This is a genomic window from Natronomonas salina, from assembly GCF_013391105.1.
Taxonomy (GTDB): Archaea; Halobacteriota; Halobacteria; order Halobacteriales; family Haloarculaceae; genus Natronomonas; species Natronomonas salina.
Window position 1 is genome coordinate 2701758 of the sequence record NZ_CP058335.1, and the last position, 21376, is coordinate 2723133.

General features: G+C 65.8%; 20 protein-coding genes, 1 tRNA gene and 1 pseudogene. 10 read left to right on the forward strand and 12 right to left on the reverse strand.

What is annotated here, in order from left to right:
• Nucleotides 1-45 precede the first annotated feature (45 nt).
• Both HWV07_RS13980 and HWV07_RS13985 read right to left on the reverse strand, forming a co-directional pair.
• Nucleotides 46-1701: a class I adenylate-forming enzyme family protein gene (locus HWV07_RS13980; RefSeq protein WP_178334899.1), complete on the reverse strand. Its 1656-nt coding sequence runs from the start codon at nucleotides 1699-1701 to the stop codon at nucleotides 46-48.
• 122 nt (nucleotides 1702-1823) lie between these two features.
• Nucleotides 1824-2306 (reverse strand): PaaI family thioesterase, encoded by a 483-nt coding sequence (locus tag HWV07_RS13985; protein ID WP_246279769.1) that lies wholly within the window; start codon nucleotides 2304-2306, stop codon nucleotides 1824-1826.
• Nucleotides 2307-2386: 80 nt separating this feature from the next.
• Between HWV07_RS13985 and HWV07_RS13990 the strand changes: the two genes are divergently transcribed.
• Both HWV07_RS13990 and HWV07_RS13995 read left to right on the forward strand, forming a co-directional pair.
• Nucleotides 2387-3013: an FxsA family protein gene (locus tag HWV07_RS13990; protein ID WP_178334900.1), complete on the forward strand. Its 627-nt coding sequence runs from the start codon at nucleotides 2387-2389 to the stop codon at nucleotides 3011-3013.
• 80 nt (nucleotides 3014-3093) lie between these two features.
• A tRNA-Ile gene (locus HWV07_RS13995) sits at nucleotides 3094-3168 on the forward strand.
• 341 nt (nucleotides 3169-3509) lie between these two features.
• On the opposite strand, the gene HWV07_RS19820 is transcribed toward HWV07_RS13995, so the two are convergent.
• Nucleotides 3510-3725 (reverse strand): hypothetical protein, encoded by a 216-nt coding sequence (locus tag HWV07_RS19820; protein ID WP_246279770.1) that lies wholly within the window; start codon nucleotides 3723-3725, stop codon nucleotides 3510-3512.
• A gap of 105 nt (nucleotides 3726-3830) precedes the next feature.
• A pseudogene (locus HWV07_RS20135) lies at nucleotides 3831-3941 on the reverse strand (hypothetical protein); the annotation flags it as partial.
• Nucleotides 3942-3985: 44 nt separating this feature from the next.
• On the opposite strand from HWV07_RS20135, the gene HWV07_RS14005 reads away from it, so the two are divergent.
• Nucleotides 3986-4582 (forward strand): DUF8102 family protein, encoded by a 597-nt coding sequence (locus tag HWV07_RS14005; RefSeq protein ID WP_178334902.1) that lies wholly within the window; start codon nucleotides 3986-3988, stop codon nucleotides 4580-4582.
• A 15-nt stretch (nucleotides 4583-4597) separates the two neighbouring features.
• Here HWV07_RS14005 and HWV07_RS14010 read toward each other — a convergent pair whose 3' ends face one another.
• The gene (locus HWV07_RS14010) at nucleotides 4598-5623 is read right to left on the reverse strand and encodes a tyrosine-type recombinase/integrase (RefSeq protein ID WP_178334903.1); all 1026 of its coding nucleotides are present in this window, start codon (nucleotides 5621-5623) and stop codon (nucleotides 4598-4600) included.
• 527 nt (nucleotides 5624-6150) lie between these two features.
• On the opposite strand from HWV07_RS14010, the gene HWV07_RS14015 reads away from it, so the two are divergent.
• Nucleotides 6151-6939: a type II toxin-antitoxin system death-on-curing family toxin gene (locus HWV07_RS14015; protein WP_211694142.1), complete on the forward strand. Its 789-nt coding sequence runs from the start codon at nucleotides 6151-6153 to the stop codon at nucleotides 6937-6939.
• A 544-nt stretch (nucleotides 6940-7483) separates the two neighbouring features.
• Here HWV07_RS14015 and HWV07_RS20200 read toward each other — a convergent pair.
• Entirely contained in the window at nucleotides 7484-7762 is a 279-nt protein-coding gene (locus HWV07_RS20200) for a DUF8106 domain-containing protein (protein ID WP_484549443.1), read from the reverse strand.
• 161 nt (nucleotides 7763-7923) lie between these two features.
• On the opposite strand from HWV07_RS20200, the gene HWV07_RS14020 reads away from it, so the two are divergent.
• Complete coding sequence (locus HWV07_RS14020; protein ID WP_178334905.1) at nucleotides 7924-10824, forward strand: MEDS domain-containing protein; 2901 nt, start codon at nucleotides 7924-7926, stop codon at nucleotides 10822-10824.
• Between the two features lie 3 nt (nucleotides 10825-10827).
• Here the strand turns inward: HWV07_RS14020 and HWV07_RS14025 are convergent, their stop codons facing one another.
• From HWV07_RS14025 to HWV07_RS14040, 4 genes are all read right to left on the reverse strand, one after another.
• Entirely contained in the window at nucleotides 10828-11295 is a 468-nt protein-coding gene (locus HWV07_RS14025; RefSeq protein ID WP_178334906.1) for a metal-dependent hydrolase, read from the reverse strand.
• Nucleotides 11296-11414: 119 nt separating this feature from the next.
• Nucleotides 11415-11693, reverse strand: coding sequence for a hypothetical protein (locus tag HWV07_RS14030; RefSeq protein WP_178334907.1), 279 nt, complete (start codon nucleotides 11691-11693; stop codon nucleotides 11415-11417).
• A 511-nt stretch (nucleotides 11694-12204) separates the two neighbouring features.
• Nucleotides 12205-12624, reverse strand: coding sequence for a hypothetical protein (locus HWV07_RS14035; RefSeq protein ID WP_178334908.1), 420 nt, complete (start codon nucleotides 12622-12624; stop codon nucleotides 12205-12207).
• 79 nt (nucleotides 12625-12703) lie between these two features.
• On the reverse strand, nucleotides 12704-13597 hold the full coding sequence (locus tag HWV07_RS14040; RefSeq protein ID WP_178334909.1) for an isoaspartyl peptidase/L-asparaginase: 894 nt from the start codon (nucleotides 13595-13597) through the stop codon (nucleotides 12704-12706).
• Nucleotides 13598-13748: 151 nt separating this feature from the next.
• On the opposite strand from HWV07_RS14040, the gene icd reads away from it, so the two are divergent.
• Nucleotides 13749-15005: an isocitrate dehydrogenase (NADP(+)) gene (gene icd, locus HWV07_RS14045; RefSeq protein ID WP_178334910.1), complete on the forward strand. Its 1257-nt coding sequence runs from the start codon at nucleotides 13749-13751 to the stop codon at nucleotides 15003-15005.
• A gap of 27 nt (nucleotides 15006-15032) precedes the next feature.
• On the opposite strand, the gene HWV07_RS14050 is transcribed toward icd, so the two are convergent.
• Nucleotides 15033-15374, reverse strand: a complete 342-nt coding sequence (locus HWV07_RS14050; RefSeq protein WP_178334911.1) for a cupin domain-containing protein — start codon at nucleotides 15372-15374, stop codon at nucleotides 15033-15035.
• Between the two features lie 127 nt (nucleotides 15375-15501).
• On the opposite strand from HWV07_RS14050, the gene mce reads away from it, so the two are divergent.
• The 3 genes from mce (at nucleotide 15502) to HWV07_RS14065 (ending at nucleotide 18545) form a co-directional block, all read left to right on the forward strand.
• Entirely contained in the window at nucleotides 15502-15885 is a 384-nt protein-coding gene (gene mce, locus HWV07_RS14055; protein ID WP_178334912.1) for a methylmalonyl-CoA epimerase, read from the forward strand.
• Between the two features lie 95 nt (nucleotides 15886-15980).
• Nucleotides 15981-17486: a hypothetical protein gene (locus HWV07_RS14060; RefSeq protein ID WP_178334913.1), complete on the forward strand. Its 1506-nt coding sequence runs from the start codon at nucleotides 15981-15983 to the stop codon at nucleotides 17484-17486.
• 45 nt (nucleotides 17487-17531) lie between these two features.
• Nucleotides 17532-18545 (forward strand): NAD(P)H-dependent flavin oxidoreductase, encoded by a 1014-nt coding sequence (locus HWV07_RS14065; protein WP_178334914.1) that lies wholly within the window; start codon nucleotides 17532-17534, stop codon nucleotides 18543-18545.
• 218 nt (nucleotides 18546-18763) lie between these two features.
• Here HWV07_RS14065 and HWV07_RS14070 read toward each other — a convergent pair whose 3' ends face one another.
• A complete protein-coding gene (locus tag HWV07_RS14070) occupies nucleotides 18764-19411 on the reverse strand; it encodes an FAD-dependent oxidoreductase (protein WP_178334915.1) in 648 nt (215 codons plus the stop codon).
• A 199-nt stretch (nucleotides 19412-19610) separates the two neighbouring features.
• On the opposite strand from HWV07_RS14070, the gene HWV07_RS14075 reads away from it, so the two are divergent.
• On the forward strand, nucleotides 19611-21374 hold the full coding sequence (locus HWV07_RS14075; RefSeq protein ID WP_178334916.1) for a 2-oxoacid:acceptor oxidoreductase subunit alpha: 1764 nt from the start codon (nucleotides 19611-19613) through the stop codon (nucleotides 21372-21374).
• Nucleotides 21375-21376: the final 2 nt, after the last annotated feature.

Here is a 21376-nt window from a genome sequence, read left to right on the forward strand (position 1 = left end):
CCGACGCGTCCGTATACCTTCGGTCCGCGCCGAGGCGAATAGGGCCTACAGTTCCTCGCTGCTCGTCAGTTCGCCGTCGAGGCGCGCCTCGACGTCCTCCTCGAGCTTGTAGCGCTGGACCTTGCGGGTGCCGCTGCGGGGGAGCTCGTCGACGAAGAAGATGCGCCGCGGGTGGGCGTAGCTGGCGACGTGGTCGAGGGTGAACTCCCGGAGCGCCCGCTCGGAGGGCGGCTCCTCGACGCCGGGTTCGGTGACGACGAAGGCGACGGGCGCCTCGCCCTTCACCTCGTGGGGGACGCCGACGACCGCCGCGGCCTGGACGTCCGGGTGCTCGAAGAGCGCGTCCTCGACCTCCGCGGGGTAGACGTTCTCGCCGCCGACGATGAGCATGTCGTCGGCGCGGTCGACCATCCAGAGGAACCGGTCGGAATCGACGCGGGCGATGTCGTCGGTGTAGAACCAGCCTTCTTCATCGAAGACCTGCCGGGTCTTCTCCGGCAGGCCGTGGTAGCCCTCGAAGACCTGCGGGCCGCGGATGGCGATCTCGCCGGTGACCTGGTCCTCGTCGTCGGGGTCGATGCCGTGGTCCGCCAGCGTCGTCGCCGAGGTGGGTTCCAGGGCCTCGGCCGGGACGCGGACCTCTCGGGTCGCGGGGTCGACGAGCTTGATCTCGACGTCGGGCAGCGGCTGGCCGATGCAGCCCGCGCCCTTGTGGACGCCGTACGTCGAGGCGGTGGTGCCGGCGGGGGAGGTCTCCGTCATGCCCCACCCCTCGGTCAGCGGCGTGTCGAAGGCCGCCTCGATGCGGCGGCGGGTGTCGTCGGCCAGCGGCGCCGCGCCGCTGCCGAGCGTCTGGAGGCTGGAGACGTCGTACTCGTCGGGGTTGGCCTCCAGCTCCGAGACCATCTCGATGTAGACCGCGGGGATGCCGGCGAACTGCGTCACCTCGTACTCGGTGATCGCCGACAGGAGGTCGCTGGCGACCGGCATGGTCCGCAGGACGACGGTGGCGCCGTTGTAGAGGGCGGTCAGCATCACCGTGCTCAGCCCGTACATGTGGAACAGCGGGAGGAAGCAGAGCGCGACGTCCTCCTCGGGGTCGGCGCCGCCGCGGGAACTGTAGGACTGGGCGGTCGTCAGGAGGTTCTCGTGGGTCGTCAGCACGCCCTTCGGCGCGCCGGTCGTCCCCGAGGTGTAACACTGGACGGCGACGTCCCGGAAGTCGCGGTCCGGGCGGTCGAACTCCGGCGAGGCGTCGTCGACGTGCTCGTCGTAGTCCTCCAGGCCCTCGGCGCCGCCCGGGATGAACGCCAGCGGGACCTCCTCGGCGAGGTCCGTCCCGACGCTCGGGAACACCGGCGACGTGACGAGCGCCCGGGCGTCGGCGTCGTCGAGGATGTACCGCAGGCTCTCGGTGTCCATCCGGTGGTTCAGCGGCACCGCCACGGCGCCGGCCTTGACGATGCCGAAGAAGGTCTCGGGGAACTGCAGGGAGTTCTCGACGTACATCGCCACGCGGTCGCCGGGTTCGATGCCCGCGTCCGTGAGGGCGTTCGCGACCCGGTTCGACCGCGCCTCGAGGTCGGCGTAGCTGTACTCGTCGCCGCGGTACTCGAAGGCGAGCTTCTCGCCGTAGCGGTCGGCGCCCATCGCCGGGACGTCGCCGAGGTGCCGGAGCGGCTCCTGCCGGTAGTACTTCATCGGTGTCCACCTTGCGGCGTGTTATCAAAAACCTTCAGCCTCTCACCTGCGGTCCGCTTTTGCGTCGGGTCCGCCTCGCGCGGCCAGGGTGTCCCTCCCGCCCGGTTCCGTCCTCGAGCCCGCTACTCGTAGCCGACTTCGGGCGTCAGCTCCACGCCGCTCTTCTGGAACGTGCCCGTCCCGCGGGCCAGCTGGTTGCCCTCGTCGTCGCGGAGCGTGCCGTCGGCGATGAGCTGCTTCGGGTGGTCGTTGACCACCGTCGCGCTGGCGACGATCTCGCCGGTCGACACCGGCCGCGTCAGCTGCAGGTGGAAGTCCGTCGTCAGGATGAAGACGTCCTCGACGAGGGAGTTCGCCGCGAAGAACGTCGCGTCGTCGAGCGCCTTGAAGTAGTACGAGCCGTGGACCGCGCCGGCGGCGTGGTGGTCGCCCTCGTCGACGCCGATCCGGACCTCGGCCTCGCCGGCGTCGGTGATCGTCAGCTCCGGGTCCGCCCCGTCGTTGCACGGCGCCGCGTGGTACATCCGCTCGAGCTTCCGGTGGTGCTCCATCGTCCGGGTTTCGGCCGGCCGCGTCAACTCGCTGTCGGTCGCCGAACCGGTCACGGCCGGCTCCACCGCGGTTCGGCTCCGCGGACGTCGCCGGTCTCGGAAGGGTTTTCCGGCATCCGGTGGTATCCACGGGCATGGACCTGCGGGTCATCGGCGTCCTGTTGCTCGTGCCGCTGCTGGACGTCATGTTGCTCGTCATCCTCGCGACCGGCCTCGGCCCCGTCACCATCGGGCCGGTCGCGACGGTGGCGCTCGTCGTACTGACGGCGTTCATCGGGCTGCTGCTCGTCCGCGCCGAGGGCCGACACACCCTGGCGCGCATCCAGCGGAAGCTCGCCAGCGGCGAGGCCCCGACGGACGAACTGCTCGACGGGGCGCTGCTGCTCGTCGCCGGCGCGATGATGCTCACGCCCGGCATCGTCACGGACCTCATCGGCCTGGTGTTCGTGCTCCCGCCGACGCGCTACCCCATCCGCGTGGCCCTGAAGAAGTACGTCGTCACGCCCTACGTCGACGCCAAGACCGGCGGCTTCGCCACCGGCAACGTCTACATGGGCGGCTTCCCGGACCAGGAGAGCGACGGCGAGGGCTTCCCGGGCGGCCAGTTCCCGGGCGGCGGCCCCGGCGGCCCCGGCGGGAGCGGCCCGGGCGGCAGCGGCGCCGGGTCGGGCTCCGACCCGGTCGACGTCAGCGACGACGAGTACGAGTTCACCGACGTCGACGTCGAGGGCGACGACCGCGAGGAGTCGCGCGAACCGTAACCGTGCCACGGCGGGCCGGGGACCCGCGAAAAAGAAAGGTTTAACCAAGCGTCGTCGTTACGATGAACTGCGCCTACCTAGGGCCAATAGCTCAGCTAGGTATGAGCGCTCGGCTGATAACCGGGAGGTCCTCGGTTCAAATCCGAGTTGGCCCACTCCCGGCCTGGACGGTCTTTGGCCGTCCGGCATAGTGGGCTGAACTCCCGTAGGCGCTTAATTTCCGTTGCCCTAATCTCGGAACAGATGCCACTGTAAGGATTGGGTTCAACCGTATATTCCACGCACCTACTTACCCTCTGTGCCTTTTGATTAGTTAGCTCCACTCAACGAATAGCTTAGGGTTGGTCCAGGCGACTCATGCCATCAACATATTAACGAAATTGATTGGTCGGTTATCAGAATACGCTCACTCCATGATATTGGATGGGCTGTAGGCTTCTTAGAGAAAATATCAAGTTCTCAATAGCCCCTCGATGTAGTAGAGTCCTCCTGTGCTTCACCAGTACTCGGAGGCTCGTATTGATTGATATTCCACATCTAATTCGGTGAGACGTTCGTCTAACCAACGGATATCCCCTACTGGGATGTGCCAAGCGTTATCATTATCTCCAAGTGAGTACCGGACATCCATCTCAACGTCGATCACCTGAGCAACTGCTGGAATCATCTCGTTCATGAACTGCTTGTACAGCAGGAACTCATATTCGTCCATATCACCTGTGCTTAACCAGCGGATTGTTGGTGCAAGTCCATCTCCATGCTTGGCGCTGTGGCACTTTCTACAAAGCGGCCCACGGTTACCAGGATGATTTGCGCCACCTACGCCCCGTGGAACCTGATGGTCGCTATCTATCTTTCTGACCTGGCTTCCATGCCTCCCACAGCATGAACACCGTGTTTTCTCATCAGCTGATCTCCCTTTTGACATTGATAGATACAGGTACTATTTCGACATCCTTAAGCGTTTTCGCTGTGGACTACACCATACTCCGAGGCAAAATGGTGGATGAAAGCCCTGATGAAACTGAACCCTGGAATAGAATCGATAGAGACAGAGGGATACTCACAAAGAGTGATCGAGAGTATTTGCTCGGGAGAAAAGACCTGGATGGGCAAGACGAGCGGAATGCCAGATATCGAATACGGACACGTTTAAAAGAGTCTTTACTTGACTTAGTCTTGATAGGAGATAAATTCCCGTCAAGGGACATGGACCAGGTCGTTAATGATGAGCGACTTTCAAACGAATGGGTTCCCATTATGCTGATTGCACAAGCGAATGCGTTCTTGTACTTCAATGACGAGATCGTTAACCCACCAAGTAAGTTGGAAGATTGGGTTGAGCGAGCTGTGACCGCAAGACCACCAAAGGCGGGTCCAAGAAAGGAAGAAGGTAAAGTCGGATTAGTGGACATAAATGCATCTGTATCAATTGAACTTGAAGAAGAACCAATCGACGTTAGGGGGATGATGCCAGATGAATTAGAAAATGAAATGTCAGATGAAGAAATTAGCGAGTGGATTGAGGAAACAATAAGGTCGAAGTTCGAAGAAGAAGATTCAAATTAAGATGATTTACTTTGGTTATAGGTCCCGTAAATAATCACGGCGCTGTTCCGCCTTTTCTTCTTCACTCCGCCGGTCATAGTGCTTCTCCAGAATGTCAAGGCTCACATTCATTCGGTCACCAACAACCGTCTCAGGCACGTCTTCGGAGAGGTGGTGAGTAATTGAACCACGTCGAATCGCGTGTGGACTCACACTTGAGGGGCATTTACTGGCCTTGTTAGTCTCCATCGCCTCGCATGAATCTTTCTGGCGGCCATGTGGACAATCACCAGTATAGATACAGGGACGACTGATACGATAGATACTATCCCGAAGGGAGCTTTTCGCTGGTCGGCCTGCCGAGCTGGTGAGCAACGGCTTCCGATCATAATCATCCACGGCCTCGATGCGGTGATATTGGAGATAGGCGTCAAGCACGTCACAGACCTCGGCGTTCAACGAGACTACCCGCTCTCCGTCTTCCTTGTTCTTCAATCGGGTACCCGTCTCTGGACGATGGCGCAATTCCACTGTTTGATTCTCCGGGTCGTAGTCCGCCACGTCGATGCTGTGAACCGCACCAATTCGCATCCCGGTGAGCCATAGAACTTCCACCAGGGCGTGCGTTCGGGTACCGAACTCAAACTGTCGTAGGTATTCAATCAGCTTCTCAGCGGCCTCTGAATCGAGCATAGCATCACGCCGGTCTTCAGTCTTCGATAGCGAGGGAAGCAGAATCTTGTCGTGTAAGCCTTCCTGTACGGCGTCGATGTTCTCGCACCAATCGATGAAGACACGAAGTGTTGAGAGCTGGGTGACGAGTGTGACGTTATTGAGATCGCCATCGTCTCGCCGCCACATCTTGAATCGCTGAAGATCACGGCCCGAAAGCTCGTTCAGGTTCTCTATCTCCTCTACTTCTTCACACCAGTGGACGAAGTGCTTTAGGCGATAATGGTGCGCCTGAATCGTACTCTTTGATACTTCGCTTTCCCGCTGTGAAAGGTACATTTCCTTGGCCTCATCTGGACGAATCGGTTCGAGGTTGTTTCCGTTTGACATAGTTGTCTTTAGTAGGAAACGTGGACGGTGCCTATCCTCATCCAATCCGTTCAGGATGAGCCGTTCGAGATAACCGTGAAGGGCTGTAGAGGGCGAGGCTTGTAATCGGGCGGTACAAGCCTTCTCGCCCTCGTCCTCGGTCTCAAATCCGAGTTGGCCCACTCGGTTTCCGAACGGTCTTCGGCCGTCGGGAACTGGTGGCCAAACTCCCGTAGGCGCCTAACTTTCGCCGACACCATTTTTTGATGAGTCCCATCTCTGATGTGGGTTCCGACGGAGACTTCCTATCCCCGTACGGTTCCTACGAACCCCGTAGCTGAAAGGGTGTGCAGTATGAGTTGCTTCAGCTGCCCCAAGGTAGGACCGCGCGCCGTTCCAACCCCCAATCAATTCTTTGTGTTCGCGTTGCTCCTCTCCGAAGCGGCGTAAGACCTGATTAGCCCAAATGGATTTATGTTCGCTCAATACACGGTACTGGTATCTCCAATATGACTCATGGATATCCACATGATGTCCTATATCCGACCGTGGATGAGATAGTATCTATACATTCAGATATCGTTGAGGATGATGAAGATGCTACTGTAGGTATTCGCAACGAGGGACAAATTGATTATATCTTGTCAGCCATTTCGGAGGGTCACTTTGGATGTGTCCCAGAAACTATCCACGAGAAGGCAGCGGAATTATTACGACTTTTAGCGGCGAATCATCCCTTTGTTGACGGAAACAAACGTACTGCTCTAAACACAACTTGGACGTTCTATGCGATGAATGGGTTGTACTTTGACTACGGAGAGGAAATTAAGGCAATTCTGAAGCTTTTTGCGGTTATGGAGGAAATGGTGGACTTTGAGGCAGTTGTTAGTTACTTCGACGATATCACCTATTCTTCTGCAGATAGTCGGAGCATCGATCCAGTTATAGATACTATCCATCTTACGAACTGGTACATTAGTATCGATGATAGGTTTGAAGAAATAATTGATATATTTGATGAGTACGATAGCATAGAGGATGGGGAATTTGTAGATGAAATCCCTGAAGAGGTATATGAATCGATTGATGGGAAGGAGTTTAGGCAGCTTTTGGTTGAATACGGTAAATTTGGAAAGGAGCTATCATCCCTAAAGCAAGAATATGAGGAGGATTTCCCAGACGAAGTATTAGAATCTATTACGGCTCTACTTGACGAATGGAAGGAAGTACGCTCAGTGATTATTGAGATGCTGAGCAAATACGACCCCGACTTAGAGGGTGAGATAGCTGAAAACCTCGTAGAAGAGGGGGTTATTGATGAGAACGACGTTAACTGAGTATAGATTCGGCCAATTAGGCAGTCACAAACTAATTATGCTAGCAACCTCGTATGGTACACTACCAAGGTGCTCTCTATGATGAAGGCTAAACACCAAAACGACGAAGAGAGGACGAGCTTGGTCCGTCTGTTGGCTACTATGGACCGGGAAAGCAGTAATCACAAGAAGATCTACGAAGATCTGAGAGACGAGTAACTGTCTCTACTTTTAGACAGCCTCCGATTCGGTTGTGGCTGGCGTTCCGCATCTAGCTGCCTCAGAGATATTACTGACCCTCGCGGTGAGTTCGTACATCTTGCTCCCCTCGGAGATCAAGGTACTCACCCGGCGACCGTCAGTATTCGTAGTCGTCCCATCAGGCCGTCCGGCATAGTGGGCCAAACTCCCGTAGGCGCCTAACTTTCCGCGAAATCGAACCCCGGTAGCGGCGCACTTCTCGCCGTTCACGTCCGGCCCCCCTGGACCCCCTGTATTCGGCGGTCAGACTTGCGATTCCGATGAACGAGGACAGAACGGAGCCTCGACGAGCGGTGCGCCGGTTTCAGGCAGCCAGGCACTCGCAGGCGCGTTCCTCGCTACCGGCAGTGAGCAGGTTCTCGACGGGTCGAGAAGTGATCGTCGTCTCACACGCGGGGCAATCGTAATCGGCGCAGTCGTCGCGTACCTGTACGGTCCAGTCCCCTTCGATGGGACTCGCGTGGTCGCAGTTCGGGCAGTAGAGCGTCCCCTTTCGGGGCGGAGATCGGTCGGTGGTCTGGTCGGTGATCAAGTCGACTGTATATAAGGGCGTCAGACGGATAACCCTCGCGACTCGTCCCACCGAAACGGGCCGAGGATGGGCGCCAGAGCGCGGTCACTGCGGCCCGCTATCCTTTTCACCCTCGCTCACGTCGGTGCTGACAACGAGTTGAGTGTTCGACGCGTCACCCGGGTCGGACATCCGCATCTGCGATCCAGTTCCGGGTGGGCGGAGGGAAACCAATGAGCAAGCACACATCGGACGCCATCGACCGCGGTTCCAGACCGGGCACATCTCGGCGGTTCGACGCCCCGGAGTCGGACGCCGAGATCCGCGGTCCGATCGACCCCGGCGAGAACCACGAGCACAACGACCACTACGCGCTCATCTACGAGGACCGGCGCCGGCAGTTTGACGCCGTCGTCCCGTTCGTCCGGGAGGGCCTAGAGCGGGGCGAACGCTGCATTTACGTCGCCGACGACAACACCGTCGACGAGGTCCTCGACGCGTTGCGGGCCGGCGGGATCGACGTCGACGCGGCCCGCGAGTCGGGCGCCCTCTCCGTGCACACGGAGGCCGACACCTACCGGCGGTCCGGGGAGTTCGACCGCGAGGCGATGCTGGAGTTCTGGGAGGAGGCGCTCTCGGAGGCCACGGCCGGCGAGTTCGCGGGAGTCCGGGCCGCCGCCGAGATGACGTGGGCGCTCGACGCCGACGACACCGACCTCGACGATCTCTGTGAGTACGAGGAACTGCTCAACCCCCTCTACGACGGCGAGGACTACGCCGTCCTCTGTCAGTACAACCGCGACCGATTCCCGGCGGAGGTCCTCCACGACGTCCTCAAGACCCACCCGCTGCTCGTCTACGACGGCACGACGGTCTGCAGGAACTTCTACTACACCCCGCCGGAGGAGTACTTCGGGCCGGACCAGGCGTCCCACGAACTCGACCGGAAGCTGGCGACGCTGGTCGACCGGACCGACGCGCGGACGACGATCGAGACGCGCGACCGCTACCAGCGCGACCTCTACGAGACGTTCGCCGACCCGACCGCCTCCTTCGGCGAGAAGGTCGCGGACCTACTCGAACTCGGACGGGAGCGGCTCGGCCTCGAAATCGGGTACTTCACGGAGACGACCTGCGACGACACCTTCGAGATCGTCGAGGCCGTCGGCGACCACGACCAGATCCGGCCGGGCGTCACCGACTCCCTCGACGGGACGTACTGCGAGAAGCTCCTCGCCTCGCCGGGGCCGGTGTCCGTCCCGGACGCCGCCGACGTCGGCTGGACCGACGACGAGGCCTACGAGCGGTTCGGCCTGGACGCCTACTTCGGGACGACCGTCCACGTCGGGGGCGAGGCCTACGGGACGCTCTGCTTCGCCTCGGAGACGCCGCGGGAGACGGGGTTCTCGGACGCCGAGCGGACGTTCCTCGACCTGATGGGCCAGTGGGTCGAGTACGAACTCGAGCGACAGCACCGCGAGCGCTTCCTCCGGGAGAGCTACCGCATCACCGCCGACCCCGACCTCGACTTCGACGCGAAGCTCGAACAGCTACTGGAGCTGGGCCGGGAGTGGTTCGGCCTCGAGATGGGCGGGCTGAACCACCTGCCGTCGTGGGGCGGCGAGTTCCGCCTGGAGAAGGGGGTCGGTCTTGGTGTCGACCCGGACGCGGAGCTGTGGTCGGACCCGGGGTACGGTCACTTCTGTCGGCAGACCATCGTGGACGACGAGCCCGTCGCCATGGCGGACGTCCGCGGCACCGACTGGGAGGCCGACCAGATCCACCGCGAGTTCGGCCTGACGAGCTACCTGGGGACGCGGGTGACGAACGGGTCGACGCCCTACGGGACGTTCTGGTTCGGGAGCACCGAGCCGCGCGACCGGCCGTTCTCGGAGACGGAGCGGACCTTCATCGAGCTGATGGGCCAGTGGATCAGCTACGAACTGGAGCGCGAACAGCGCGAGCTCCACCAGCAGACCCTGAGCCGGATCGCCGCGGACCCCGACCGGTCCTTCGAGGAGAAGCTCGAGGCGCTCTTCGAGCTGGGCTGCGAGCGGTTCAACCTCGAGATCGGCGGGCTCGCGCGGATCGACCCGGCGTCGGACACCTTCGAGGTGGAGGCCGTGATCGGCGACCACGAGCAGCTTGAGCCCGGGGCGAAGGTGCCCCTCTCCGAGACGTACTGTCGGGCGACGGTCGGCGACGAGAAGACGGCCGAGATCACCGACCCCGAGCGGTCCGGGTTCGGTGGCACGCTCGCCTACGAGGAGTTCGGCGTCGAGACGTACCTCGGGACGCGGATCGAACTCGACAACGAGCCCGACCGGACGTTCTTCTTCGTCTCGACTGACCCCAGAGAGCGGGGCTTCACGGACGCCGAAGAGACGTTCCTCCACCTCATGGCGCAGTGGGTCAGGTTCGAACTCGACCGGAAGAACCGCGAGCGGGCCCTCGAGGAGTCCAACGAGCGCCTCGAGCAGTTCGCCTACGCCGCCTCCCACGACCTCCAGGAACCCCTCCGGATGGTCACGAGCTACTTGCGGCTCCTGGAGGGCCGGTACGGCGACGAGCTGGACGAGGAGGCCGAGGAGTTCATCGACTTCGCGGTCGACGGTGCCGACCGGATGCGCGAGATGATCGACGGCCTCCTCGAGTACTCCCGCGTCGAGACCCGCGGCGACCCGTTCGAACCGGTCGCGGTGGAAGACGTGTTCGACGACGTCCTCGCCGACCTGCAGTTCCAGATCGAGGAGAGCGGCGCGGAGATCACCGTCGACGACCTCCCCCGGGTCGAGGGCGACGCCAGCCAGCTCCGGCAGGTGATCCAGAACCTCCTCGAGAACGCCATCCGGTACAGCGGCGACACCCCGCCCCGCATCCGCGTCGACGCGACCCGGCGCGGCCGGGAGTGGGTCGTCTCGGTCCGCGACGACGGCATCGGCATCGACCCCGAGGACCAGGACCGCGTGTTCACCGTCTTCGATCGGCTCCACAGTCGCGAGGAGTACGAGGGGACCGGCATCGGCCTCGCCCTCTGTCAGCGCATCGTCGAGCGTCACGGCGGCGACATCTGGGTCGAGTCCGAACCGGGCGAAGGGTCGACGTTCTCGTTCACCCTCCCCGCGCTCGACTAGCGGCTACTCCCGCGCCCCGCGGAGCGAAGTGATCCGTTCGCTGTTGTGACGGACCAGGAGGGCTCCGGCCAGCGTCCAGAGCAGGACCGTCAGCGCGGGGCCGTGGACGTGGAGCCCCGGCGACGGGAGGTCCCCGGGCGAGAGCAGAAGCGGGAGCCCCATCGGCGAGAGCGCGTCGACGGCGAGGTGCGACCCGAGGGCCAGGGCGACGGCGAGGGCGTCGGTCCGGCGCCGCCGGACCGCGTAGGCGACCCCGGTGCAGGCGAGGAGGAACGTCGGGGCGTGGGTGAACCCGCGGTGGACGAACGCCGGCCCCCAGGCCGGATCGAAGAGGAGGTCGACGTCGGGGGCGACCGCCAGGAGCGCGCCGAGACGCGGGTCGACCCCGGCGAACGTCGCGACCAGCGCGTAGCCGACCGCGCCGTGGGTCGCGAAGGCCACCAGGAGGAACAATACCCGATCCACGCCCATGGCGGGCGTTGGGAACCCAAGCTCTTGGTAGTTGCCCACACGATTCCGCTCGAGGAGAGGGCCGTCACCTCCGCGGTCGAAGCGTCCGGTGGCGGGTGGTCACCCGCGTCGGCCGGGTGTCACTCCGGCTGTGCGTCCCACTCGAAGTCGACGTTCCCGTCGTCGCGGAACGCCTCGACGTCCACGTCGAAGAGCGGCTCCGCCTCGGTCGACTCGTTGGCCCGCACCTTCAGGTCGGTCGACTTCTCCCGCCGGTCGTCGCCGTCGCCGACCGACATCGTCAGCGAGACCCGCTGGTTGTCGTCGGCCTCGTTCTCGACGGTCGCGTTGACGCGCACCTGGTCGTTCTCCGTCGCCTCGTAGTCGTACCCGGAGACGTCGATCTGGTCGGAGCTCACACGCGGCGATTCGCTTTCGAGGTGGTAAAGCGCTGTGCCGCCCGTCAGTTACCACCTCGCTGGAGATGGCGACGTGTCATATCCAGTAACTACCCAATCACTTAGCCATACCACCCATATCCCTGGTCGCCCTCGGTGCAGTCACCGTCACGCGCTGCCACCATGGGTACGGACGCAGCGTCCGTGGCGGTCGCTCCCCGGTCCCCGCTCCATCCCCCATCGCTGCAGGCGTCGCCCATCGACGTGCTCGGTGCGTTCGACGCTCCTCCCTCTCTTCCCCTGTCGCTCCCACCCGAGTCGGGGGTCCGGCTGCACTGCCGCCACCGCTGCGGGATTACGAACGACGATACAGGCCTCGAAACGGCGCGGGGGTTAAGGCACCGTGCCTCCCGAGGTAGACTCGTCTCCGCCACTTCGTGGGGAGACACATGGGAGAGTCTCCGGTCTGGATGCGCGGCGTTCCGCCGCGCTCTTTTGGAGTCACTTTTCGCGGGTCGCCCACCCCTCCAGCTCAGAGCAACGACCTGCCGTGGACGACGACCGCGAGGTTGTTCGCGAAGACGAACAGTCCGGCGGCGACCAGGCTGCCGACCCACAGTTCGAAGCTCCGGGCCATCACCCACGCCTCGACGCCGCGGGCGGCCGCCAGGAGCTCCAGGTAGCCGTAGAACAGCGCCGCCAGCACCGCCAGCGCCAGGAGGTTCAGGCCGACGAGGACGGCGACGTCCTGCGTCAGCGCCCACCGGACGTAGGGGTTCGCCTCCGCCCCGGGACCGTACAGGGCCGCGGCGTACAGCGTCGACAGCAGGTCGACCGGCAGCAGGAGGTAGAGCGCGCCCGCGATCCACGACCAGTACTCCCGGCGGTCGGCCGCGCGGACGCGCCACTCCGCGTCCACGCCGCCTCGTTCCCCGTCGCGTAGTCCGGTCACGACCCCCGGTTCTCCGTCGACCTACTACGGTCTTCTGGCCGTCGGAGCCACCGTTCGATGGCCCGGACCCGAGGGCCGGTCAGCGGTCACCGGCGACGCTCGTCTGCATCGCCTCGCTGTCGTAGGCCGCTCCGGCGTCGCCGTCCGGCGTCAGCACGATCACGCCGGCCGTCCCCTCGACGTGGTCGCCGAACTCCTCGATGGCCGCCTCGGCGGCCGCGCTCGCGTCGCGGCCCGACTCCAGGAACTGCACGGCCCGCCGCGAGAGGGTGACCCGGGCGATGTCCTCGCCGGCGCCGGTCGCCGACGCGCCGCCGCCGGGGGTACAGTAGAAGCCCGACCCGACCTGCGGGACGTCGCCGACGCGCCCGGCGAGTGCGAGCCAGCGGCCGCCGGTGGAGGTCGCCGCGGCGACGCGGTCGCCGTCCGTCGCGACGGCGCCGACCGTGTCGTGGTCGCGCCGCCCGGCGTCGTCGCGACCCTCGGGGTCGCCGCCGAACCGGTCGCGGACCCACTCGGCGTGGTCGCGCGCGTCGCCCGTCGGCGGGTCGTCGACGTCGGCCCACTGCTCGCGTGTGCGGTCCGACAGCAGGTCGACGCCGGTCTCGACGCCGTACGCCGCCGCGAGATCGACGGCGTGGACGCCGGCGAGGAGGACGTGCGGCGTCTCGGTCTTGACGACCCGGGCGACGTCGACGGCGTGCTCGACGCCCGGCATCCCGCAGGCGGCGCCGACCTCGCGGTCGTCGGTCATCAGGCCGGCGTCGGTGCGGACGTGCCCGTCGGACTGGACCGCGCCGCCGACCCCGGCGTTGAACCGCGGGTCCGACTCGAGGTGCCTGACGGCCGCGCAGACGGCTTCGGTCGGGTCGTCGGCCTCGCTGCCGGCGCCGGCGGCCTCGTCGAGGACGGCCTGGCGGTCGTCGGGCTCGTCGGGCGGGCTCCCGGCGCCGCCGTGGACGATGATTCGCATACCCCCGGTTGGACGGGCGTCGGATTACGGTTTGGGGCTCGACGCGGACGTCCGGGACGGCGGCCGCCCGTGTGAGACCTTCCCGGTCGTTCATGCAAAATTCGCCGGGAGAGCGGTACGCCTTTCAGGGGTCCGGTAGAACCACGTGCACATGGGATACGACCAAGTGGAGGTGCCCGCCGAGGGCTCGACGGTCGAGGTGACGGAGGACGACGAACTCGTCGTACCCGAGGACCCGATCGTACCCATCATCCACGGAGACGGCATCGGGACCGACGTCGGACCTGCCGCACAGAAGGTGCTGCAGGCCGCCGCCAACGCCACGGGACGCGAGATCAACTGGATGCGCGTCTACGCCGGCGAGTCGGCCCGCGAGCGGTACGACGAGAACCTCCCCGACGACACCATCGAGGCGCTCAAGGAGTTCAAGGTCTCCATCAAGGGCCCGCTGACCACGCCGGTCGGCGCCGGCTTCCGGAGCCTCAACGTCGCGCTCCGCAAGCGGCTCGACCTCTATACGAACATCCGCCCCACCTACCACCTCGACGGCGTCCCCTCCCCCGTCAAGCGCCCGGAGCAGATGGACATGGTCTCCTTCCGGGAGAACACCGAGGACGTCTACGCCGGCATCGAGTGGGAGGCCGGCACCGACGAGGTCCAGGAGGTCCGCGAGTTCGTCGAGGAGGAGATGGGCTTCGACGAGACCATCCACGACGGCCCCGTCGGCATCGGCGTCAAGCCGATCTCGGAGTTCGGCACCAAACGGCTCGTCCGGAAGGCCATCGACTACGCCCTCGAGAACGACCGCGACTCGGTCACGCTCGTCCACAAGGGCAACATCATGAAGTTCACCGAGGGGGCCTTCCGCGACTGGGGCTACGAGGTCGCCGAGGAGGAGTACGGCGAGGAGGTCATCACCGAGGACACCCTCTGGGAGGAGCGCGACGGCGAGCCGCCGGAGGGCGCCGTCGTCGTCAACGACCGCATCGCCGACAACATGCTCCAGCAGGTCCTCACCCGGACCGACCAGTACGACGTGCTGGCGCTGCCGAACCTCAACGGCGACTACCTCTCGGACGCCTGCGGGGCCCAGATCGGCGGCCTCGGCATCGCGCCCGGCGCCAACGTCGGCGACGGCCGCGTCCTCGCCGAGCCGGTCCACGGCTCCGCGCCGAAGTACGCCGGCCAGGACAAGGTCAACCCCACCGCCATGATCCTCTCGGGCCGCATCATGCTCGAGTTCATGGGCTGGGACGACGCCGCCACGCTCGTCCGCGACGCCGTCGAGAAGACCATCTCCTCGAAGAAGGTCACCTACGACATCGAGCGGCAGATCGAGGGCGGCGAGAAGCTCGCCACCAGCGAGTACGCCGACGAGGTCGTCGCGAACATCGAGGACCTCGCCTGAGCCCCCGGCCCCTCCACGCCCCGTCGCTCACTCGGCCCAGTCCGGATCCGGCCGCGGCGGCGCGAAGATGTCGACGCCCCGAACTGCGGTGTCGCCCCTGTTCTCCGCCGCGTGCGGCTCGTCGCCCGGGATCGTGAACGAGTCGCCCGGTCCCACCACCAGTTCCGCCCCATCTTCGAGCACGAACGTCAGTTCGCCCTCGTAGACGAAGCCCGTCTGCTCGTGGTGGTGGCTGTGCTCCGGCACCGTCGCCCCGGGTTTGATCTCGAAGGCCTGGATGCTCGTCCGGTCGCCCGTCGCCAGTTGCGTGAGGTGGACGGCCTCGACGGCCTCCACGGCGTCCCGTTCGGAGAGTCCGACGCGTTCCATACCCCCGAGACGGCGTCGAGGGACTTGACCGCTTTCCCGCTCGAGCGAACCGGCGACTCGCGTTCGCGGACCCGCGCCCCCGCGGTCGAGCACCGGTTATTTGCCCTCGCGGGTGGTCGAACGACGTATGCGCTTCGACCACGCCGGCGTCGCGACCGACGACGCCGAGAGTCTCGCCTTCCGCTACGAGGACCTCTTCGGGTGCCAGATCGCCCACGAGGAGTGGTTCGACGGGATGCGAGTGCTGTTCATGGAACTGGAGAACGGCTACTTCGAGCTGCTGGAACCCCGCGAGGAGGGGACGATATCGCGCTACCTGGAGGACCACGGCGCCGGACTCCACCACCTCGCCGTCGAGACCGACGACATCGAGGCGGCCCTCGAACGGGCCGAGTCGGCGGGCGTCGACCTCATCGACGAGGAACCGCGCCGCGGCGCCTGGGAGCACCAGGTCGCCTTCCTCCACCCTGGCTCCACCGGCGGCGTCCTCTTCGAGTTCGTCGAGCACTGAGCGCTGCCCGATACTCCCGGCGGTTTGTTTCAGTTCTCGACACCGCTGGGAGGTACATAAGCGTCGGACGAGTGCCAGGACGTAGGTGCAGAAACGTGTCAAAGCCACTAGAGGGGGGTCCCTCGACCACGATCTCGAAGAACGGGGTGACGGTCGAGCGGCAACTCGAACGGAGGGGGGACGGGATCGTCGTCACGCTGGACCTCACGTCCGACGTCAGGGGGCCGATCGAGGTCGACCTGGTCGACGAGTTCCCCTCCGACCTCCCGGTCGAACAGGCCGGGTTCAACGTCGACCACGAACCCGACGAGGGGACCGTCTCGCTCGAGCGAGTCGAACTACACCACGCCATCGAGGACGACACCGCGCGGATCGTCTACGCGATCCGGCTCTCAGAACCCGCCGACGACGTCGCCTTCGAGCCGCCGACCATCCGCGACGTCACGCTCCCGGGGCTGCCGGACTCGAGGCTCGCGGCGGACGACGAGTCGCCGGACAGTGCGGACGTCGCTGCCCCCGGAACCGAGGACGCTGGCGACGCAAGCGACGGCGACGGTAACGACGAGAACGGATCTCCGGACGGTGCCTCGGCCGCCGGGTCCGGCTTCCCGGACGGCCTCTCGCTGGACGGCGACGGTGGCGACGAGAGCGGCGAGGAGACGGCCATCGGCGACGGCGGCGCCGACTCCAGCGCCATCGAGAGTGCGATCGAGAGCGCCATCGAGAGCGCCGAGACGAACGGCGCCGACCTCGCGGAGGACGTCTCGGACGGCCAGTCCCAGCCGGTCGACCCGACCGACGCCTCGCCGTCCCAGCAGGACCCGGACGAGGGGGTCGACGAGCCGGCGGTGAACGACGTCCCGCGGAGCGTCCGGCTCCGCCTGGACCGACTCAACGCCCGCGTCGAGGAGTTCGCGGCCTACGCCGAGGCCCTCGAGGGGATCATCGAGCGCCACGGCACCGCCCCGGAGATCCTCGAGGACATCGAGTCGGACCTCTCGGAGGCCGACGAGCGCCTCGCGGACGTCCGCGGGGAACTGGAGTCCCTGGAGGACCGACACGCCGCCGACCTCGACGACGTCGGCGACCGCGTCGACTCACTGGAGGCGACCCTCGATGACGCGCGCCGGGACCTCGAATCCGAGGTCGACGACGTCCGCGACGACCTGGACGCCGTCGACGGGGTCCGGGAGGACGTCGACGCGGTCGCCAGCGAGGTCGAGGCCCTCGACCGCCGGGTCGACGACTACGAGTCGGACGTCGACGAACTCGGCGAGACGGTCCAGCGGGTGGCCACCGAGGTCTCGGCGGTCTCGCGGAACGTCGAGGCGATGCGCTCGGAGATGGAGGCCCTCCAGGGGGACGTCGACCGGCTCCTCCGGTTCCGCGAGATCCTCGCGGACGTCTTCGGCGGCCCCGTCCGCCGCGCGACGGAGGGCGGCGCCGACCCCTTCGACGTCTCGGCGGAGACGGCCGGGTCCGGCGGCGATCGCTCCGGCGCCGGCCGCTCCGGTACCGACGGCTCCGCTACCGACCGCTCCGGTGACGGCGGACGCGGCGACGACGGCCCCTCGACGCCCCCGACCGACCCCTCGCGATAACCCGCCGGCAGTCACCCTTATTACTCGCATCGGAGAACTCCCGTCGTGACCATCACGACGCCGCTCTGCGAGGCCCTGGGCATCGACCACCCGATAGTGCAGGCGCCGATCGGCAGCGCGACCCGCCCCGAACTGGCGGCCGCGGTCTCGAACGCGGGCGGCCTCGGCACGCTGGCGATCACCTGGCGCCCCCCGGAGAAGGCCGCCGAGTTCGTCGAGCGCACCCGCGAGGCGACCGACGCGCCCTTCGCCGTCAACGTCGTCCTCGACCCCGACGCGAAGGAGGTCGCCACCGAGGACCACCTCGAGGCGGTCCTCGCGGCCGGCGTGCCGATCGTCTCCTTCTCCTTCGGCGACGCCGGCGAGTACGTCGACCGCGTGCACGAGGCGGACGCCCTGGCCATCGTCACCGTCGGCAGCGCCGACGAGGCCCGCGACGCGGCCGAGGCCGGCGCGGACGTCGTCTGCGCGCAGGGCTGGGAGGCCGGCGGCCACGTCCAGAGCGACGTGGCGACGCTGCCGCTGGTCCCCCGGGTCGCGGACGCGGTGGACGTCCCGGTCGTCGCCGCCGGGGGCATCGCCGACGGCCGCGGCGTGGCGGCGGTCCTCGCGGCCGGTGCCGACGGCGCGTGGCTCGGCACCAGGTTCGTCGCGACCGAGGAGGCCGCCGTCGAGGGTCTCTACCGCGACCGCGTCGTCGACGCCGACGAGACGGACACCTACCGCGGCGAGCTCTTCGACGCCGGCTGGAAGGGGATGCCCCACCGGACGCTCCGGAACAGCACCGTCGAGCGGTGGGAGGACGCCGGGCGACCAGAGTCGGGGGAGCGCCCCGGCGAGGGCGAGACGATCGCGGAGTACCCCGGCGGCTACCCGATCGAGCGCTACGGCGACGACCTGCCGATGGCGGGCGTCGAGGGCGACCTCGAGGCCCTCGCGCTCTACGCGGGCCAGAGCGCGGGACTGACCGACGAGGTCCATCCAGCAGGGGAGGTAGTCGGGGAACTAGTCGGGGAGGCAGAGGAACGGATCGGGCACCTGTCGGGGCTGGTCGAGTAGTAATTACGTTCCGTCTCTGTTCGAGCATCCGCCGAGCGGGGCGTTCGAAGAACGCCCGCGAGGCGGTTCTCGGCGACGAACGAGCGAAGCGAGTGAGTCGCCGTAGCGCGCGCGGACTGGAGCGAGCGAAGCGAGCGAAAGGAGCACGCGCGCCTATTTACACCCATGTTTTTGCCGACCGCTCGCCAGCGGCGAGCGGTCGTGCAAAAAGTGGAGGTTCACCCGAAGTTCTCGGCCTTCGACGCGTCGGGGTCGCCGCCCGCCGCTTCGACGGCGGCCGCGGCGTCGTCGAGGAAGTCGGCGAAGCCGTAGACGAACACCTGCTCGCCGCGCTCGCCCGTGAGGACGTCGGCGACGGCGTCGGGCAGCGAGTCGTCCTCGGAGAGGACGAAGACGTCCGCGGTGGTGCCGGCGAGGGTCGCCAGGCGGGTCTCGTGGATGGGGTCGTCGTCGCGGTAGACGACGGCCGCCTCGTGGCCGTCGGCGAGGGCGCGCTCGGCGATGGCGACGGCGGGGCCGATGCCGGGGCCGCCGGCGAGGACGACGACGCGCTCCTCGCCCTGGTAGTAGTCGTCGCCGAAGGGGCCGGTGATCTCGACGGTGTCGCCGGCCTCGATGTTCACGAGGTACTCGCTGAAGGCGCCGCCCTCCTCGGGGTCGTAGCTGACGGTGAACTCGAAGGTCTCCTCGACGCGCGGCGAGGAGACGGTGTAGAAGCGGCCCTCCGTCTCGCCGTCGATGGTCGTCGAGAGCTTGACGAACTGGCCGGGCTCGGCGGCGAAGTCGTCGGGCGTCTCGATGTCGATGGCGACGGCGTCGGGGCCGACGTCGCGGACGGCGGCGACGGTCGTCTCGATGGGTTCCATACGCGCTAGCGGTCGGCCCGCAAGGAAGGCGTTTACGAAGGCGGCGGCGCGCCGGTTCGAGGCGGCGACGCTGGACGGGCGTGCAGTTCGCGCGCGCCGATCCACGGATTCCTCTCAGAAGGGTCGTAGCGGCGAAAACCGCTCAACTGCGGCAATATTCAGAAGGCTTAACGTCCGTCGACAAGAAGTCCGACGTAGCATGCCAGAGGACCTCAACTGGGCCGTCGGCGGGGAAGCCGGCGACGGGATCGACTCGACCGGGAAGATCTTCGCCCAGGCGCTCTCTCGTGCGGGGCGCCACGTCTTTACCTCGAAGGACTTCGCCTCCCGAATCCGGGGCGGGTACACCGCGTACAAGGTACGGACGTCGGTCGAATCCGTCGAGAGCGTCGTCGACAGACTCGATATCCTGATCGCACTCACCGAACGGACCGTCGACGAGAACCTCGACGAGCTCCACGAGGACTCGGTCATCATCTACGACGGGGAGCGGTCGATGATGAGCGACTTCGAGGCGCCGGGGGAGATGACGGCCCTGAACGTCCCGCTGAAGCGTCTCGCGGAGGACGCCGGCGGCGCGATCATGCGCAACATCGTCGCCCTGGGGGCGGCCTGCGAGGTCACCAACTTCGACATCGAGTTCCTCGACGAGTCCCTCGAGAAGCGGTTCGGCGGGAAGGGGGAGGCCATCGTCGACAACAACAAGGAGGCCGCCCGCCTCGGCGCCGAGTACGTCCGGGAGGAGACGGACATCTCGACGCCCTACGACCTCGAGACCACCGACAGCGACTACGTCCTCCTGAACGGGGACGAGGCCATCGGGATGGGCGCGCTCGTCGCCGGCTGCCGCTTCTACGCCGGCTACCCCATCACGCCCGCGACGGACGTGATGGAGTACCTGAAGGGCCGCATCGAGGGCTACGGCGGCATCGTCGTCCAGGCCGAGGACGAGCTGTCGGCCATCAACATGGCGCTCGGCGCCGCCCGCGCGGGCGCCCGCTCCATGACGGCGACCTCTGGGCCGGGCATCGACCTGATGACCGAGACGTTCGGGCTCGTCGCCACCTCGGAGACGCCGCTGGTCATCTGTAACGTGATGCGCTCCGGTCCGTCGACCGGGATGCCGACCAAGCAGGAGCAGGGCGACCTCAACCAGATGGTGTACGGCGGCCACGGCGAGGTCCCGCGGTTCGTCCTCGCGCCGACGACCATCGCGGAGTGCTTCCACAAGGCCATCGAGGCGTTCAACCTCGCCGAGAAGTACCAGCTCCCGGTCTACCTCACCGCCGACCTGTCGCTGGCGGTCACCGAGCAGACCTACGAGCCCGAGGAGTTCGACATGGACGCCGTCGAGATCGACCGCGGGAAGGTCGTCGACGAGGACTCCATCGAGGAGTGGACCAACGACAAGGGGCAGTTCCAGCCCCACGCCGTCACCGACGACGGCGTCTCCCCGCGGGCGTTCCCCGGCACCACCGAGGGCGCTCACATGTCCACCGGCCTCGAGCACGACGAACTCGGCCGCCGGACCGAGGACACGGACATGCGCGTCCAGCAGGTCGACAAGCGCGACCGGAAGGTCGACACCGCCCGGGAGCAGGAGGACTTCGACTACCGGGAGTTCGGCGACCCCGACGCGGACACGCTGGTCGTCTCCTGGGGCTCCAACGAGGGCCCGATGCTCGAGGCCCTGGAGCTCCTCGAGGACGACGGTATCGACGTCCGCTTCCTCTCGGTCCCGTACATCTTCCCGCGCCCCGACCTGAGCGAGGAGATGCAGTCGGCGGAGGACGTCATCGTCGTCGAGTGCAACGCCACCGGGCAGTTCGCCGACGTCGTCGAGCACGACGCACTTACCCGCGTCGAGCGCATCAACAAGTACAACGGCGTCCGCTTCAAGGCGGACGAACTCGCCGAGGACATCAAGCGGGTCCTCGGCGAGACCGCGGAGGTGGAAGCCTGATA